Raw genomic sequence first — 13,448 nt, 5'->3', positions numbered from 1 at the left:
CTCACTCCGCCCGGCCGTCCGTCCCGCCGGCCACCGCTGCACCGGTCGGGGACGTCGCCCTGGTGCGGGCCGCGAGTCCCGCACCACATCGAACATAAGTTCGACGCATTCACAGTAAAGCGCCCTGCCGCCGATTCGTCAACGTGTTCGAACGGGTGCCGCTTCCCGCAGGCCGGAGGCGTCCGCGCAGGCGATCGAGGGGTTCGTACGGCCCGCGGCACCGTAGGGTGCTGGCATGCATCCGAATGTCGAACGGGTCGCCGCGGCGCTGCGCGAGCACGGCGCCACCGGGGAGATCATCGAGCTGCCGGACTCGGCCCGCACCGCGCAGGCCGCCGCCGACCAGCTCGGCTGCGAGGTCGGCGCGATCGCCAACAGCCTGGTGTTCGACGCCGACGGCGCGCCGCTGCTGGTGATGACGAGCGGCGCGCACCGGGTGGACACCGGCAAGGTCGCGCTGCTGGTCGGGGCGGAGAAGGTGCGGCGGGCGACGCCCGAGTTCGTCCGGGCGGCGACCGGGCAGACGATCGGCGGCGTCGCGCCGGTCGGCCACCCGGCCCCGATCCGCACGCTCGTGGACGTGTGGCTGGACAAGTACGACGAGGTCTGGGCCGCCGGCGGGCTCGCGCACACCGTCTTCCCGACCTCCTACGAGGAACTGCTGAGGATCACCGGCGGCGACGCCGCCGAGGTGGGGTGAGGGGCTGAGCATGGAGATCTGGCACAACCCGCGCTGCTCGAAGAGCCGCGCCGCCAAGGCCGCGCTGGACGAGGCGGGCGTCGAGTACACCGAGCGTCGCTACCTGGACGAGCCGCCCACGGCGGACGAACTGGACGCCGTGCTCGAGCGCATCGGCGCGGAGCCGTGGGACGTGGCGCGGCTGAACGAGCCGGTCGCCAAGGAGCTCGGCCTGAAGGACCTGGAGCACGACCGCGCCCGGTGGATCGAGATCATGGTGGCGAACCCGGTGCTGATCCAGCGTCCGATCGTGCTCACCGGCGAGAAGGCCGTGGTGGCGCGCGACCCCGAATCCGTGCGCAAGGCCCTCGACAGCCGCTGATGCCGGTGTGATTCTGGGGACCGGAACGCTGCGGCGTTCCACGCCGACGATGAGTGACGTCCGGGAGGGGCGATGACCGCTCAGATGCGCACCGGCCCGGCGGCGCGCGACCCGGAGTTCCGGGGCATCGACCCGCCCGCGCTCGACCAGGTGATCAGGCAGCTGCGCGACGCGCAGGCCGCGATCTCCGGCTGGCTGACCGGGCACCGGCCCCCGGCCGGGGTGTCGCAGGCCGGGTACCGGCAGGCCGACGAGGTGGCGCACTGGGTGTCCGGCCAGCTCGGGATGCTGGCGCGGCGGTACAACTTCGCGATCACCCACCCGGACCCGGGCGGCGGGGTGGACGCCCCGCCCGCGCCGAAGCCGGCGCCGGCGCCTAAGCGGACCGGCGGGGCACCGGGCGGGACGCCCCGCCCGGTGCGCCCGCCGAGCAGGACGGCTCCCGTGCGCAAGGTCGCGCCGACGCCGCACGGCGCTGGCGACCTCGGCGGCTACCCGGACCGTCCGGCGGCGCAGAAGGCGGCCAGGGCGGACGCGCTGGCCGTCGCCGCCGCCGTCCAGGCCGGCAGGCCCGTCCCGGACGCGGTGTGGAAGCGGCTGGAGGACGGCGCCGGGGATCCCGACTACACCGAGACGCTGTACGCGCGGCTCGGGCCGGCGGGCGCCGCCGACCTGGTCAGGGCGGCGCACGGCGACGCGGCGCGGCTGCGGGCGGTCCGCGGGTCGCTCGGCACCTCCAGCCGCCATCTGGCGATGGACGTGAAGTGGCTGCGCGCGTACCTGGCCGAGGCCGACCGCGCCGGGGTGCGGCCGGCGGCGGTGCGGGTCGTCACCGAGGCCGACATGAGCGCCCGGACGCGCGAGGCCCTGGTCGAGCTGCACCTGGACGCCCGCATGCACGCCGAGGGCGCCCCGAACACCGCCCCGCACCCGAAGAGCACACCGGAACCGAAGAGCACACCGCATCCGAAGAGCACACCGAGCAACGTCGCCTGATGTGAGGTCGCCATGGCCGCTCCGCCGCCTCCGGGGAGCCTGCCTCCGCCGTACACCGCCGCGTCGGCCGCCGAGCTGTCGCCGGCGGAGCAGCCGAACCCGGAGTACGAGCGGCTGTACCACGCGTACGCCGACGCGTACGGCAGCATCGACCAGGTCCGCCGGGCCCTGGACGCGCCCGTGCGGACGCTCGGCTCGACCGACGCGTGGCTGGGCCCCGAGGCGCGCGAGTGGGCCGGGCGGCTCGACACGCAGCGCGGAACGCTGCGGAAGGCGGCCGACCGGATCCTCTGGGACATCTACGACCGTCTGTCATCCACGCAGCGGACCACCCCGCGGGTCTAGTCTCTGTCGGGTGAGGGACCCGAAGCTGCGCGAGATCGACGAACGCGCCTTCCTACGCCGGCTCCACCCTATGCTGGAGGTGTACCGGGCCGCGATGGAGCCGCCGGACGAGCAGCTGCCGGGCCGGCACACGATCATGGAGCGGCACGCGGCCTACCCGTCGTTCCGCGCGTTCGTGGCGGAGCGGCGCGGCGCGCTGCCCGGCCTGCCGGGCCCGGTCCACGGGTTCGCCTACGGGTTCCGCGGGGCGCGCGGGCAGTGGTGGCACGACGTGGTGTACCAGGCGCTGATCGACCTGCGCGGCGAGGCGCACGCCGCGCGGTGGATGGACGACTCGTTCGAGGTGGCGGAGCTGCACGTGCACCCGCAGGCGCAGGGCCGGGGCCTCGGGCGGGCGCTGCTGACCGCGCTGTGCGAGGGCCGCCAGGAGCGGACGGTGGTGCTGTCGACGCTGGACCGGCGGCCCGAGACGCCGGCCCGGCACCTGTACCGCTCGGTCGGCATGGTGGACCTGCTGACCGACTTCGAGTTCCCCGGCGGCGGCCCCCGCTACGCGGTCATGGGCGGGACGCTGCCTCTGGCGCCGTACCCGCCGGACTCCAGCAGCCCGTAGACCTCGCGCGTCGCGGTCGACTGGTTGAAGGTGATGAAGTGGATGCCGGGGGCGCCCTGGTCGAGCAGCTCGCGGCAGAGGTCGGCGGCGTGCTCGATGCCGAGCCGCCGGACCGCCTCGGGGTCGTCGGCGACGGCGTCGAAGCGGGCCCTCACCTCGGGCGGGAACGGCGCGCCGGACAGCTGCTCGGACCGCTCGATGGTGCTGTACCTGGTGACCGGCATGATGCCGGGGATGATCGGCGTCTCGCAGGCCGCGGCGGCGACGCGGTCGCGCAGCCGCAGGTAGTCGTCGGCGCGGAAGAACATCTGCGTGATGGCGTAGTCGGCGCCGGCGCGGCACTTCTCGACGAAGTAGCGGGTGTCGCTGTCGATGTCGGGCGAGCGGGGGTGCTTGTAGGGGAACGCGGCGACGCCGACGCTGAAGTCGCCGTAGGAGCGGATCATGCGGACGAGCTCGGCGGCGTACTCGACGCCGTCGGGGTGCTTGACCCACTCCCCCATCGGGTCGCCGGGCGGGTCGCCGCGCAGCGCGAGCACGTTGCGGACGCCGGCGGCGGCGAACCGGCCGACGAGGTTGCGCAGCTCGGCCTGGGAGTGGTTCACGGCGGTGAAGTGCGCGACCGGGGTGAGGGTGGTGTCGGTGGCGATGCGCTCGACGATGTCGACGGTCGTGTCGCGGGTGCCGCCGCCCGCCCCGTAGGTGACCGACACGAACGTCGGGTGCAGGGGCTCCAGCTCGCGGATCGTACGCCACAGGTTCCGCGCGCCCTTGTCGGTTTTCGGCGGCATGAACTCGAAGGAGAAGGACCGCTCGCCCGAGGCCAGCAGGTCGCGGACGGTCGGGGGCCGGTCGGGACGTACGGGTCGCATCCCCCAAGCCTACAGTGGGGGTCCGGCGCAGATCCGGGCCCAGAGCGGGCCCGCGGGCGCACTCCGGCTTTCGTGCGTTACACGTGATCCTGCACACGTATGCACCAACGCAATGCCTCTATTTCCTACAATATACCGACATATCGCTCAAAAGCTGGCCGGTGGATTCCGTCCAGCCGGATACGATCACGGGCATGTCACGCCTGCCCGCGGGAGGACGACCCATCGCATCCCCCGGCTCGCTCCATCCGTCCTGGAGCCGCGTCCGCAAGCAGGTCGACGAGGCGCTGCTGGCCTTCGTCGACCGCCAACGCCCCGGCCTGCTGGCGATCAGCGACGACCTCGGGCCGCTGCTGGCGGCGCTGGACGCGCTGCTGGCGGGCGGCAAGCGGCTGCGCCCGGCGTTCTGCTACTGGGGCTGGCGCGCCGCGGGCGGCGGCGTCGACGACCCGGCGATCGTGCACGCGGCGGCGTCCCTGGAGCTGCTCCAGGCGAGCGCGCTGATCCACGACGACGTGATGGACTCCAGCGACACCCGGCGCGGGCAGCCGTCGGTGCACCGCAGGTTCGAGGCGCTGCACCGCGCGCAGGGCTGGCCGGGCGCCGCCGTGCCGTTCGGCGCCGGCACCGCGATCCTGCTCGGCGACCTGTGCCTGGCCTGGTCGAGCGAGATGTTCGAGACGTGCGGGCTGGACGAGGAGCGGCGCCGCCGCGGCCGGTCCGTCTACGACCTGATGCGCACCGAGGTCATGTGCGGCCAGTACCTCGACATGCTGGAGGGCACCCGGGGCCGCGCGACGGTGGAGACGGCGCTGCGCGTGGTGGAGTTCAAGAGCGCCAAGTACACGGTCGAGCGGCCGCTGCACCTCGGCGCCGCGCTGGCGGGCGGCGACCCGCGGGTGACCGCGGCGCTCACCGGCTACGGCCTGCCGCTCGGCATCGCCTTCCAGTTGCGCGACGACGTGCTCGGCGTGTTCGGCGACCCGGCCGAGACCGGCAAGCCCGCGGGCGACGACCTGCGCGAGGGCAAGCGGACAGCGCTGGTCGCGCTCGCCCTGGAACGCGCCTCGCGGGCGCAGGCGGCGGCGCTGGAGCGCCGGCTCGGCGACCCGGAGCTGGACCGTCCCGGCGTGGACGAGGCGCGCACGATCATCGAGGAGACCGGGGGCCTGGCGGCCTGCGAGGCGATGATCGACGGCTACCTGGACGAGGCGGGCCGGGCGCTGGCCGGCGCGCCGGTCGCCGAGGAGGCCCGCGACGCGCTCGCCGGGCTGGCGATCGCCGCCACCGCGCGCCGCACCTGACCGGCCGGCGCCCGGCTCCGCGCTGCGCCGAACCTCCTCGGGCGCATGTGAGCGAGATGTCACAATCCGGCCAATTGAGGCTGGTGGGGTAGCACCGTCCCACCATTTGGTGGCAGAAATGTCGTCATGTGCGCAGACATCCCCAGGAACCGCGTGCCGCGCGTCGCCCCGCTGCCCGAGCCGGAGTGGGACGACACGCTGCGGGCCGTGACCGCGTCCGCCGGGCCGCTGAACGTCTTCACCACGCTCGGCCGCCACCCGAAGCTGTTCCGCGACTGGATCGGGCTCGGCACGCGGCTGCTGATGAAGGGCCTGCTGAGCGACCGCGACCGGGAGCTCGCCATCATGCGGACGGCCCACCTGCGGGACTGCGCGTACGAGTGGGGGCACCACCGCCGGCTCGCGCTCGCCGCGGGCCTCACCGAGGCCGAGGTCGCGGCGCTGCGGCTGCCGCTGGGCGACCGCGACTGGTCCGACGGCGACCTCGCGGTGCTGACGGCGGCGGACGAGCTGAACGAGCGCAGCACCCTCACCGACGCGACGTGGACGGCGCTGTCGGCCCGGTTCGGGGAGCGGGAGCTGATCGAACTGGTGATGCTCATCGGGCACTACCACATGGTCGCCTTCGCGCTGAACGCGCTGCGCGTCCAGGACGAGGAGGCGCACTGATGCGCGGTCCGCGAGGAGGGACGGGACGGTGGACGCCGGCAGCGGGGGCGCTGGCGTCCGTCCTCGCGCTCATGGCGCCGCTCTCCGCGCCCGCGCCGGCGGGCGCCGCGCAGACCCGGTGCGGCGACCCGGCCCAGCGGCCCTGGTGCGACACCGCCCTCGGCCCGGACAGGCGCACCGCGCTGCTGATGGCGGAGATGACCGACGACGAGAAGATCGCGATGCTCGCGTCGGACGACCCGCTCGGCGGCCCGCTCGGCGGCTTCATCGACACCGCGCACGCCGACACCAACGCCGGCATCCCCCGGCTGGGCATCCCGCCGCTCTACATGGCCGACGGCCCGGCGGGCGTCCGGCAGGGCAAGGCGACCCGGCTGCCCGCGCCGATCGCGCTCGCCGCCGGGTTCGACCCCGCGGCGGCGCGGCTGTACGGCGGGACGGTCGGGTGGGAGGCCAGGCACCGCGGCAACGACCTGATCTTCGGGCCGACCGTGGACGTGCTGCGCGCGCCGCGCAACGGCCGCTCGTTCGAGGGCTTCGGCGAGGACCCCTACCTGTCGTCCGGGCTCGGGGCCGCGTGGATCAGCGGCGCGCAGGCGCAGGGCGTGATGGCGTCGGTCAAGCACATGGCCGTCTACACCCAGGAGAGCGACCGGCTGTCGCTGGACATGGAGGTCGACCCGCGGACGCTGCGGGAGATCTACCTGCCGCCGTTCGAGGCGGCGGTGAAGCAGGGCGGCGCCGCGACCGTCATGTGCGGGTTCGGGAAGCTGAACGGGCGGTGGGCCTGCCAGGACGGCGGCGTCCTCAACGGGATCCTGCGGTCGGAGTGGGGCTTCAAGGGGTTCGTGCCGTCCGACCACACCGCCGTGCAGGACACCGTGGCCGCCGCGAACGGCGGGGTCGACATGGAACTGCCGATCGGGATGAAGTACAACGCGTTCCTGCTCAAGATGGCGGTCGCGCAGAAGCAGGTCGCCCAGGCGACGATCGACGGACACGTCCGCAACGTGCTGCGGACGATGTTCGCGTTCGGGGTGTTCGACCGGCAGGCGTACCCGAACGACCTCGCCGCGATCGACCGGACGGCGAGCGAGACGGCCGCGCGGACCATCGCGGAGAACGGGATCACGCTGCTGCGCAACGCGGGCGGGATCCTCCCGCTGAAGTCGCCGTCGTCGATCGCGCTGATCGGGCGGGCCGCGGAGCAGAGCCAGAGCGGGGCGGGGTCGGCGAACGTCGTGCCGTTCACGTCCGTCTCCGCGCGGGACGGCATCGCGCGCCGCGCCGGCTCCGGCACGAAGATCAGCCACACCGACGGCGACGACGCGGGGGCCGCCGCCGACGCCGCCCGCGGCGCCGATGTCGCGATCGTCTTCGCCACCGACAGCGAGGGCGAGTTCTTCGACCGGTCCTGCCTGACGCTCCAGTGCGGCGACCCGCTGCGCGGCGACCAGGACGCCCTGATCAGCACCGTCGCCAAGGCCAATCCGAACACGATCGTCGTCCTGGAGACCGGCGGCCCCGTGCTCACCCCGTGGCGGAACCAGGTGAAGGGCATCGTCGAGGCCTGGTACCCGGGCCAGGAGGGCGGGAACGCGCTGGCCCGCGTCCTGTTCGGCGACGTCGACCCGGGCGGGCGGCTGCCCGTCACCTTCCCCGCCGCCGAGGGCGACGCGCCCCTCGCCGGGAACCCGTCGCAGTTCCCCGGCGTGAACAAGACCGTCACGTTCTCCGAGGGCGTCATGGTCGGCTACCGGCACTACGACGCCGAGGGCCTCACGCCCGCGTTCCCGTTCGGGCACGGGCTGTCGTACACGACGTTCCGCTACAGCGGGCTCACCGCCTCGTCCACGTCGGTGCAGGTCACCGTGACCAACACCGGCACCCGCGCGGGGACGGCCGTCCCGCAGCTGTACCTCGGGCTGCCCTCCGCCGGTGTGGACGTGCCGCAGCCGCCCAGGCAGCTCAAGGGCTACGCCAAGGTCGCGCTGGCCCCCGGGCAGAGCAAGCGCGTCGCGTTCCCGCTGACCTCGCGGTCCCTGGCGTACTGGAACCAGGGCGCCAAGGCGTGGAAGGTCGCGGCCGGCTGCTACAAGGCGATGGTCGGCGGCTCCGAGCGCGACATCGAGCAGACCGGGACCTTCGGGACGTGCGCCGCGAAGTAAAGATCGGGGTTCCGCTGCCCCGATCCGCGGCGACAGGGTACAAATGAGGAAATCTTCGTCCGTCCCCGCCGAGTCGGAGTCCCCCCTTGCCGCACGACGCCTCCCGCGGGAGGACGACCCCCCACACCGCGCGTCCCGCCCAGGCCCGCGGCGGCCAGCCGGCCCGCTCCGGGCAGGGCCGCGCGGGGCACCCGCCCAAGCCGCGCCCCGCAGCGCCGGCGCAGGCGGCGGGCACGGCCGGGAAGCGTCCCGGCCCGCGCCCGGGCCGGCGGCACGAGCGCCCGCTGCGCTCCGGCGACCCCCGCAGCATCGGCGGCTACCGGCTGCTCGGGCGGCTCGGCGAGGGCGGCCAGGGCGTGGTCTACCTCGGCCGCGACGGTGACGACCGGCTGGTCACGGTCAAGGTGCTGCGCGGCGGCCTGGACGCCGGGCAGCGCGCGCGCAGCCGCTTCGTCAAGGAGGCGGAGGCCGCGCGGAAGGTCACCGGGCGGCACACCGCGCGGGTGCTGGACGCCGACGTCACCGGCGACCGCCCCTACATCGTCAGCGAGTTCGTCGAGGGGCCGACGCTGCAGCGGGTCGTGCACGAGGACGGGCCGCTGCCCGCGCCGCAGCTGCGCAAGGTGGCGCTGCGCACCGCCGGCGCGCTCGCCGCGATCCACCGCGCCGGGATCGTGCACCGCGACTTCAAGCCCGCCAACGTGGTGCTCGGCCCGGACGGCGCCAAGGTGATCGACTTCGGCATCGCGCGCGCCGCCGACGCGCTGGCCCGCACCGAGCCGCTCACCACGAGCCCGGTCGGCACCCCCGGCTACATGGCGCCCGAGCAGATCGAGGACGAGCCGGTCGGCCCGCCCGCCGACGTGTTCGCCTGGGGCGCCGCGATGGTGTTCGCCGCGACCGGGCGGCCGCCGTTCGGCAGCGGGCCGAGCGCCGCGGTGATGCGGCGGGTGACGTCCCGGCCGCCGGACCTGGGCGACATGGACGGGCCGCTGCGCGACCTCGCCGCCCGCTGCCTGGACAAGAACCCGGCGGCGCGGCCCACCGCGCCGCAGCTCGTCCGGGCGCTGCGCGAGGGGCGGGGGCCCGCGCCGAGGCCGCGGCCCACCCGCATCCCGCGCTACCGCTGGCGGATGATGCTGGCGCTCGCCGCGGTGATCATCGCCGGGTTCGTGCTCGGCATCCTGTTCTGACGGCGCAGGAGCGCTCGTCCGCGGGCGCTCACCAGTGCGGCGGGCGGTCCTCCAGCAGCCGCGCGTCGTCATCGCCGCCGCCGCGCCACTCGCCCCAGCCGGTGTCGGTGTCGTCGGAGGTCTGGTCCGGCAGGATCTCCAGGTCGTCGCCCAGGTCGACCGGCCGGTCGTCGTCGGGTCCCACGGTCATGATCCCCATTGTCGGCCATCGGCGGGACCGGCCGCACCGTGATCCCCGTCGCCCTCCTCAGCCGGCGGCGCGCAGGCGGCGCGCGAACCCGGCCGCCGCGGCGCCCGGGTCGTCGGCCTCGGTGATCGCCCGGACCACCACGACGCGCTCGGCACCCGCGTCCAGCACCTCGCCGAGGTTGGCCGGGTCGATGCCGCCGATCGCGAACCACGGGCGCGGCTGGCGCAGCCCCGCCACGTACTCCAGCAGCTTCGGGCCGGGCGCGGGACGTCCCGGCTTGGTCGGCGTGGGCCACACCGGGCCCGCGCAGAAGTAGTCCACGCCCGGCTCGGCGGACGCCGCGGACGCCTGCTCGTCGGAGTGCGTGGACCGGCCGATCAGCACGTCCCCGCCGACGATCTCGCGGGCGGCGGGCACCGGCAGGTCGTCCTGCCCGAGGTGCAGCACGTCGGCGCCGACCGCGCGGGCGACGTCGGCGCGGTCGTTGACCGCCAGCAGCGCGCCGTGCCGCTCGCACGCCGCCCGGAACACCTCCAGGTAGGCCATCTCCTGCCGGCCCTCCAGGCCCTTCTGGCGCAGCTGGACGATGTCGACGCCGTTGCCGAGCACCGCGTCCAGGAACGCGGGAAGGTCGCCCTGCCGCTCCCTCGCGTCCGTGCAGAGGTAGAGGCGGGCGCGGCTGAGCCGGGCGCGCAGCGCCACGGCCCGTTCGGTCGGGATGTGCCTGGACACGGTGCGGGCGGTTTCCTTTCGGCGGGCATGCGGCGCGGGGCCACGCGCGGCGGCGTGACCCCGCGGCCGGTCGCTCGGTCGGTTCGGGTCAGAATGCCAGGGCCTGGGCGCGTCGCCGCACCTCGGTCCCCCGGTTCTCGCTGAGCGCCTGGACGGGCGTGCCGGGCAGCGTGTCGTCGGCGGTGAACAGCCAGCGGACGGTCTCGACCTCGTCGAAGCCGGCGTCCGACAGCAGCGTCAGCGTGCCGGACAGGCCCTTGATGACCTGGCCGTCGCGGATGAACGCCGCCGGCACCATCGGCTCGCCGTCGCGGCGGACCGACAGCAGCTTGCGCTCGCTGATGAGCTGCTTGATCCGGCTGGTCTTGATGCCGAGCCGCTCCGCCGTCTCCCGGAGGGAGAGCCAGTCGCCGGCGAGGGCGTCGGTGCGGGGGTCCAGTGCGCTGTCAACGGTTGCGTGCGTCTGGGTCACGCCCCCTTGCTACCACGCCTTCGGAAGCCTCAAACCCGCCCGGCCGCCGTTACCGCCGGTGAGGTTCCGCTACCCGCGAACGGCCTGGCGGACGGCCACGTCCGGGTCCGCGATCGCCGCCGGGTCGACCGGCGTCCCGGCCGCGATCACCCGCCTGGCCTGCACCAGGTCCCGGGGGCGGTCCACGGTCAGGATCGCGTCGAGCCGGTCGCCGGTCAGCCAGGCGATCGCCCACTTGCGGCCGGACGGGTCGCCGCGGTGGACGAGCCGCTCGGACCGCGCGTGGTTCCCGGCGTACTGCACCATCCGGCCGAACTGCTCGGACCAGAAGTAGGGGGCGGCGTCGTACACCGCGTCCTGGCCGAGCAGGGCGGCCGCGGCGGTGTCGGGGGCGGTGAGGGCGGTGTCCCAGTGCTCGACGAGGAGGCGGCGCCCGTACCGGCCCGACCACCAGGCGGCGCAGTCGCCGACCGCGACGACGTCGCCGCGGACGGTGCCGGCCTCGTCGTCCATCACGGTGCGGAACGAGCCGTCGGTGACGACGCCGCGCTCCAGCAGCAGGCCGGAGCCGTCGAGCCAGCCGAGCGCGGGCCGCACGCCGATGCCGACGACGACCTCGTCGGCATCGATCCGCTCGCCGCCGCGGGGGCCGGCGAGGGCGAGCCCGCCGTGCTCGACCGCGGCGACCTTGACGCCGGTGCGCAGCTCGACGCCCGCCTCGGCGTACCAGGGGACGGTGAGCGCGCCGATCTCCTGGCCGAGCGCGACGGCGAGGGGGGTGTCGGCGGCCTCGACGACGGTGACGGCGCAGCCCTTCTTCGCGGCGGTGGTGGCGACCTCGGCGCCGATCCAGCCCGCGCCGACGATCACGATGCGGGCGCCCTCGGTGAGGCGCCCGCGCAGGTCGCGGGAGTCGTCGATGGTGCGCAGGACGTGCTGGCGGCCGTCGCCCGGCAGCGTGACGGGCTCGGCGCCGGTGGCGATGACCAGGCCGTCGAACGGCAGGTCGCCGGCGGTGGAGGCGACCGTACCGCCGCGTCCTGGGGCGTCGAGGCGCAGTCCGGTGGCGCGCTCGCCGAGCAGCAGCTCGCAGCGGAGCGCGTCCCAGTCGGCGTCCACGGTGGTGTCGTCGGAGTCGCCCGCGAGCACCGCCTTCGACAGCGGCGGCCGGTCGTAGGGCCTGTGCCGCTCCGCCGAGACGAGGGTCAGCGCGCCCTCGTACCCCTTGCTCCTGAGTGCCTCGGCGGCCCGCACGCCCGCCAGCCCGCCGCCCACGACGATGACCCTGTTCATGGGCGCCCACCCTAACCGGGCCCGCCGAAGCGCTTCTGGACGGGTGTCCAGACAGGTGCGACCGGGCCGTTGGCCGTATGGTGGGGGACATAACGACACAGAGCGCGGGAGTCCGGTGCGACCGGGCTGAGAGGGCGGCTGACCGGGCCGCCGACCGCCACGACCTGATCCGGATCATGCCGGCGAAGGGAGCGCGCAGTGCGAATCGTGATCATCGGCGCCGGGGTCATCGGCCTGGCCACCGCCTGGCGGGCCGCGCAGGGCGGCGCCACCGTCACCCTGGTCGACCCGGCGCCGGCGAGCGGCGCCTCGTCGGTCGCCGCGGGGATGCTCACCCCCGTCAGCGAGCTGAGCTATGGCGAGGAGCCGCTGCTGCGGCTCGGCCTCGCCTCCCGCGACCGCTACGGCGCGTTCGCCGCCGAGCTGGCCGAGGCCACCGGCCTGGACACCGGCTACCGCGACGACGGGACGCTCCAGGTGGCGTTCGACGCCGACGACCTGAAGCTCCTGGACGACCTGCGCGCCTTCCAGGAGAGCCTCGGCATCCCCGTCGAGGCCCTCACCGGCCGCGAGTGCCGCAAGACCGAGCCGATGCTCGCGCCCGGCGTCCGCGGCGGGCTGCTCGCCCCCGAGGACGGCTCCGTCGACCCGCGCCGCCTCGCCCCGGCGCTGCTGGCGGCGGGCGAGCGGCTGGGCGTCCGGCTGGTTCGGCGGCGCGCGGAGGGCGTGCTGGTCGAGCGGGACGCCGCCGCCGGGGTCCGGCTGGACGACGGCACCGGGATACCCGCGGACAAGGTGCTGCTGGCCGCCGGGCCGTGGTCGGGCGACCTCGGCGGGCTGCCCCCCGGGACCGTTCCACCCGTCCGTCCGGTCAAGGGGCAGGTGATCCGGCTCCGCACGCCGGTGCCGTTCCTGCGGCGCACCACCCGCGGCCTGGTGAAGGGCTCGTCGGTGTACCTGGTGCCGCGCGCGGACGGCGAGATCGTCATCGGCGCCACGCAGGAGGAGCTGGGCTTCGACACGCGGGTCACCGCGGGCGGCCTGTGGGAGCTGCTGCGGGACGCCCGCGAGCTGCTGCCCGGCATCACCGAGCTGGAGTTCGCCGAGGTCACCGCGGGCCTGCGTCCCGGCTCCCCGGACAACGCCCCGCTGATGGGCCCGACCGCGCTGCCCGGCCTCTACCTCGGCACCGGCCACTTCCGCAACGGCGTCCTGCTGGCGCCGGTCAGCGCCGACGCCCTCGCCGCGATGCTGCTGGACGGCCCCGTGCCCGCGGTGGCCGCCCCGTTCTCCCCCGCCCGCTTCGCCCCCGAACAGCAGTGATGAAGGTAATGCAGTGATGAGGATCATCGTGAACGGAGAGCCGCGCGAGCTGCCGGACGGCGCGTCCGTGGCGCAGGCGGTCGCGGCCGTCACCACCGCCGCGTCCGGCGTGGCGGCCGCGCTGAACGACGAGGTCGTCCGGCGGTCGGCGTGGGAGGCGACGCCGCTGCGCGAGGCGGACCGCCTCGAGGTGCTGACCGCGGTCCAAGGAGGCTGA

At 75.0% G+C, this 13,448-nt stretch carries 16 protein-coding genes; 11 read left to right on the top strand and 5 right to left on the bottom strand.

What is annotated here, in order from left to right:
• Positions 1 to 235: 235 nt before the first annotated feature.
• The 5 genes from F8568_RS12905 (at position 236) to F8568_RS12885 (ending at position 3,015) form a co-directional block, all read left to right on the top strand.
• A complete protein-coding gene (locus F8568_RS12905) occupies positions 236 to 700 on the top strand; it encodes a YbaK/EbsC family protein (RefSeq protein WP_151593762.1) in 465 nt (154 codons plus the stop codon).
• Between the two features lie 10 nt (positions 701 to 710).
• Positions 711 to 1,061, top strand: a complete 351-nt coding sequence (locus tag F8568_RS12900) for an arsenate reductase family protein (RefSeq protein WP_151593761.1) — start codon at positions 711 to 713, stop codon at positions 1,059 to 1,061.
• A gap of 72 nt (positions 1,062 to 1,133) precedes the next feature.
• Positions 1,134 to 2,057 (top strand): hypothetical protein, encoded by a 924-nt coding sequence (locus tag F8568_RS12895; protein ID WP_151593760.1) that lies wholly within the window; start codon positions 1,134 to 1,136, stop codon positions 2,055 to 2,057.
• A gap of 12 nt (positions 2,058 to 2,069) precedes the next feature.
• Complete coding sequence (locus F8568_RS12890; protein ID WP_151593759.1) at positions 2,070 to 2,402, top strand: hypothetical protein; 333 nt, start codon at positions 2,070 to 2,072, stop codon at positions 2,400 to 2,402.
• Between the two features lie 10 nt (positions 2,403 to 2,412).
• A complete protein-coding gene (locus tag F8568_RS12885) occupies positions 2,413 to 3,015 on the top strand; it encodes a GNAT family N-acetyltransferase (RefSeq protein WP_151593758.1) in 603 nt (200 codons plus the stop codon).
• Here F8568_RS12885 and metF read toward each other — a convergent pair.
• Entirely contained in the window at positions 2,952 to 3,887 is a 936-nt protein-coding gene (metF, locus tag F8568_RS12880) for a methylenetetrahydrofolate reductase [NAD(P)H] (protein WP_151593757.1), read from the bottom strand. The two genes, F8568_RS12885 and metF, sit on opposite strands and share 64 nt — an antisense overlap.
• 194 nt (positions 3,888 to 4,081) lie before the next feature.
• Here metF and F8568_RS12875 point away from each other — a divergent pair, with 194 nt between their 5' ends.
• From F8568_RS12875 to F8568_RS12860, 4 genes are all read left to right on the top strand, one after another.
• Positions 4,082 to 5,191: a polyprenyl synthetase family protein gene (locus F8568_RS12875; protein WP_151593756.1), complete on the top strand. Its 1,110-nt coding sequence runs from the start codon at positions 4,082 to 4,084 to the stop codon at positions 5,189 to 5,191.
• A 126-nt stretch (positions 5,192 to 5,317) separates the two neighbouring features.
• On the top strand, positions 5,318 to 5,860 hold the full coding sequence (locus F8568_RS12870) for a carboxymuconolactone decarboxylase family protein (RefSeq protein ID WP_151593755.1): 543 nt from the start codon (positions 5,318 to 5,320) through the stop codon (positions 5,858 to 5,860).
• The gene (locus tag F8568_RS12865; protein ID WP_151593754.1) at positions 5,860 to 8,028 is read left to right on the top strand and encodes a beta-glucosidase family protein; all 2,169 of its coding nucleotides are present in this window, start codon (positions 5,860 to 5,862) and stop codon (positions 8,026 to 8,028) included. The genes F8568_RS12870 and F8568_RS12865 overlap by 1 nt, the downstream gene beginning before the upstream one ends.
• An 86-nt stretch (positions 8,029 to 8,114) precedes the next feature.
• Positions 8,115 to 9,221: a serine/threonine-protein kinase gene (locus F8568_RS12860; protein WP_236008686.1), complete on the top strand. Its 1,107-nt coding sequence runs from the start codon at positions 8,115 to 8,117 to the stop codon at positions 9,219 to 9,221.
• Between the two features lie 28 nt (positions 9,222 to 9,249).
• On the opposite strand, the gene F8568_RS46735 is transcribed toward F8568_RS12860, so the two are convergent.
• The 4 genes from F8568_RS46735 to F8568_RS12845 all read right to left on the bottom strand — a co-directional run bounded on the left by F8568_RS46735 (position 9,250) and on the right by F8568_RS12845 (position 11,908).
• Positions 9,250 to 9,411 (bottom strand): hypothetical protein, encoded by a 162-nt coding sequence (locus F8568_RS46735; protein ID WP_202124849.1) that lies wholly within the window; start codon positions 9,409 to 9,411, stop codon positions 9,250 to 9,252.
• A 57-nt stretch (positions 9,412 to 9,468) separates the two neighbouring features.
• Entirely contained in the window at positions 9,469 to 10,143 is a 675-nt protein-coding gene (gene thiE, locus F8568_RS12855; protein ID WP_151593753.1) for a thiamine phosphate synthase, read from the bottom strand.
• Between the two features lie 88 nt (positions 10,144 to 10,231).
• Positions 10,232 to 10,615 carry an Rv2175c family DNA-binding protein gene (locus tag F8568_RS12850; RefSeq protein ID WP_160573601.1) on the bottom strand — a complete coding sequence of 128 codons (384 nt, stop codon included), beginning with the start codon at positions 10,613 to 10,615 and terminating at the stop codon, positions 10,232 to 10,234.
• A gap of 69 nt (positions 10,616 to 10,684) precedes the next feature.
• Complete coding sequence (locus F8568_RS12845; RefSeq protein ID WP_151593752.1) at positions 10,685 to 11,908, bottom strand: NAD(P)/FAD-dependent oxidoreductase; 1,224 nt, start codon at positions 11,906 to 11,908, stop codon at positions 10,685 to 10,687.
• Between the two features lie 198 nt (positions 11,909 to 12,106).
• On the opposite strand from F8568_RS12845, the gene thiO reads away from it, so the two are divergent.
• Together thiO and thiS are read left to right on the top strand one after the other, a co-directional pair.
• Complete coding sequence (thiO, locus tag F8568_RS12840) at positions 12,107 to 13,231, top strand: glycine oxidase ThiO (protein ID WP_151593751.1); 1,125 nt, start codon at positions 12,107 to 12,109, stop codon at positions 13,229 to 13,231.
• Between the two features lie 16 nt (positions 13,232 to 13,247).
• Positions 13,248 to 13,448, top strand: coding sequence for a sulfur carrier protein ThiS (thiS, locus tag F8568_RS12835; RefSeq protein ID WP_151593750.1), 201 nt, complete (start codon positions 13,248 to 13,250; stop codon positions 13,446 to 13,448).

This window comes from Actinomadura physcomitrii (assembly GCF_008923205.2).
GTDB classification, from domain to species: Bacteria; Actinomycetota; Actinomycetes; order Streptosporangiales; family Streptosporangiaceae; genus Spirillospora; species Spirillospora physcomitrii.
Note: the sequence above shows the minus strand (reverse complement) of the source record. Positions and strands in the feature narration are given on the sequence as shown.

What these genes read in the sequence shown, in the direction of transcription:
- F8568_RS12845 (WP_151593752.1), bottom strand. Translation starts at nt 11,908, where the DNA reads ATGAACAGGGTCATCGTCGTGGGCGGCGGGCTGGCGGGCGTGCGGGCC.
- metF (WP_151593757.1), bottom strand. Translation starts at nt 3,887, where the DNA reads ATGCGACCCGTACGTCCCGACCGGCCCCCGACCGTCCGCGACCTGCTG.
- F8568_RS12875 (WP_151593756.1), top strand. Translation starts at nt 4,082, where the DNA reads ATGTCACGCCTGCCCGCGGGAGGACGACCCATCGCATCCCCCGGCTCG.
- F8568_RS12895 (WP_151593760.1), top strand. Translation starts at nt 1,134, where the DNA reads ATGACCGCTCAGATGCGCACCGGCCCGGCGGCGCGCGACCCGGAGTTC.
- F8568_RS12900 (WP_151593761.1), top strand. Translation starts at nt 711, where the DNA reads ATGGAGATCTGGCACAACCCGCGCTGCTCGAAGAGCCGCGCCGCCAAG.
- F8568_RS12890 (WP_151593759.1), top strand. Translation starts at nt 2,070, where the DNA reads ATGGCCGCTCCGCCGCCTCCGGGGAGCCTGCCTCCGCCGTACACCGCC.
- F8568_RS46735 (WP_202124849.1), bottom strand. Translation starts at nt 9,411, where the DNA reads ATGACCGTGGGACCCGACGACGACCGGCCGGTCGACCTGGGCGACGAC.
- F8568_RS12870 (WP_151593755.1), top strand. Translation starts at nt 5,318, where the DNA reads ATGTGCGCAGACATCCCCAGGAACCGCGTGCCGCGCGTCGCCCCGCTG.
- F8568_RS12865 (WP_151593754.1), top strand. Translation starts at nt 5,860, where the DNA reads ATGCGCGGTCCGCGAGGAGGGACGGGACGGTGGACGCCGGCAGCGGGG.
- F8568_RS12905 (WP_151593762.1), top strand. Translation starts at nt 236, where the DNA reads ATGCATCCGAATGTCGAACGGGTCGCCGCGGCGCTGCGCGAGCACGGC.
- thiS (WP_151593750.1), top strand. Translation starts at nt 13,248, where the DNA reads ATGAGGATCATCGTGAACGGAGAGCCGCGCGAGCTGCCGGACGGCGCG.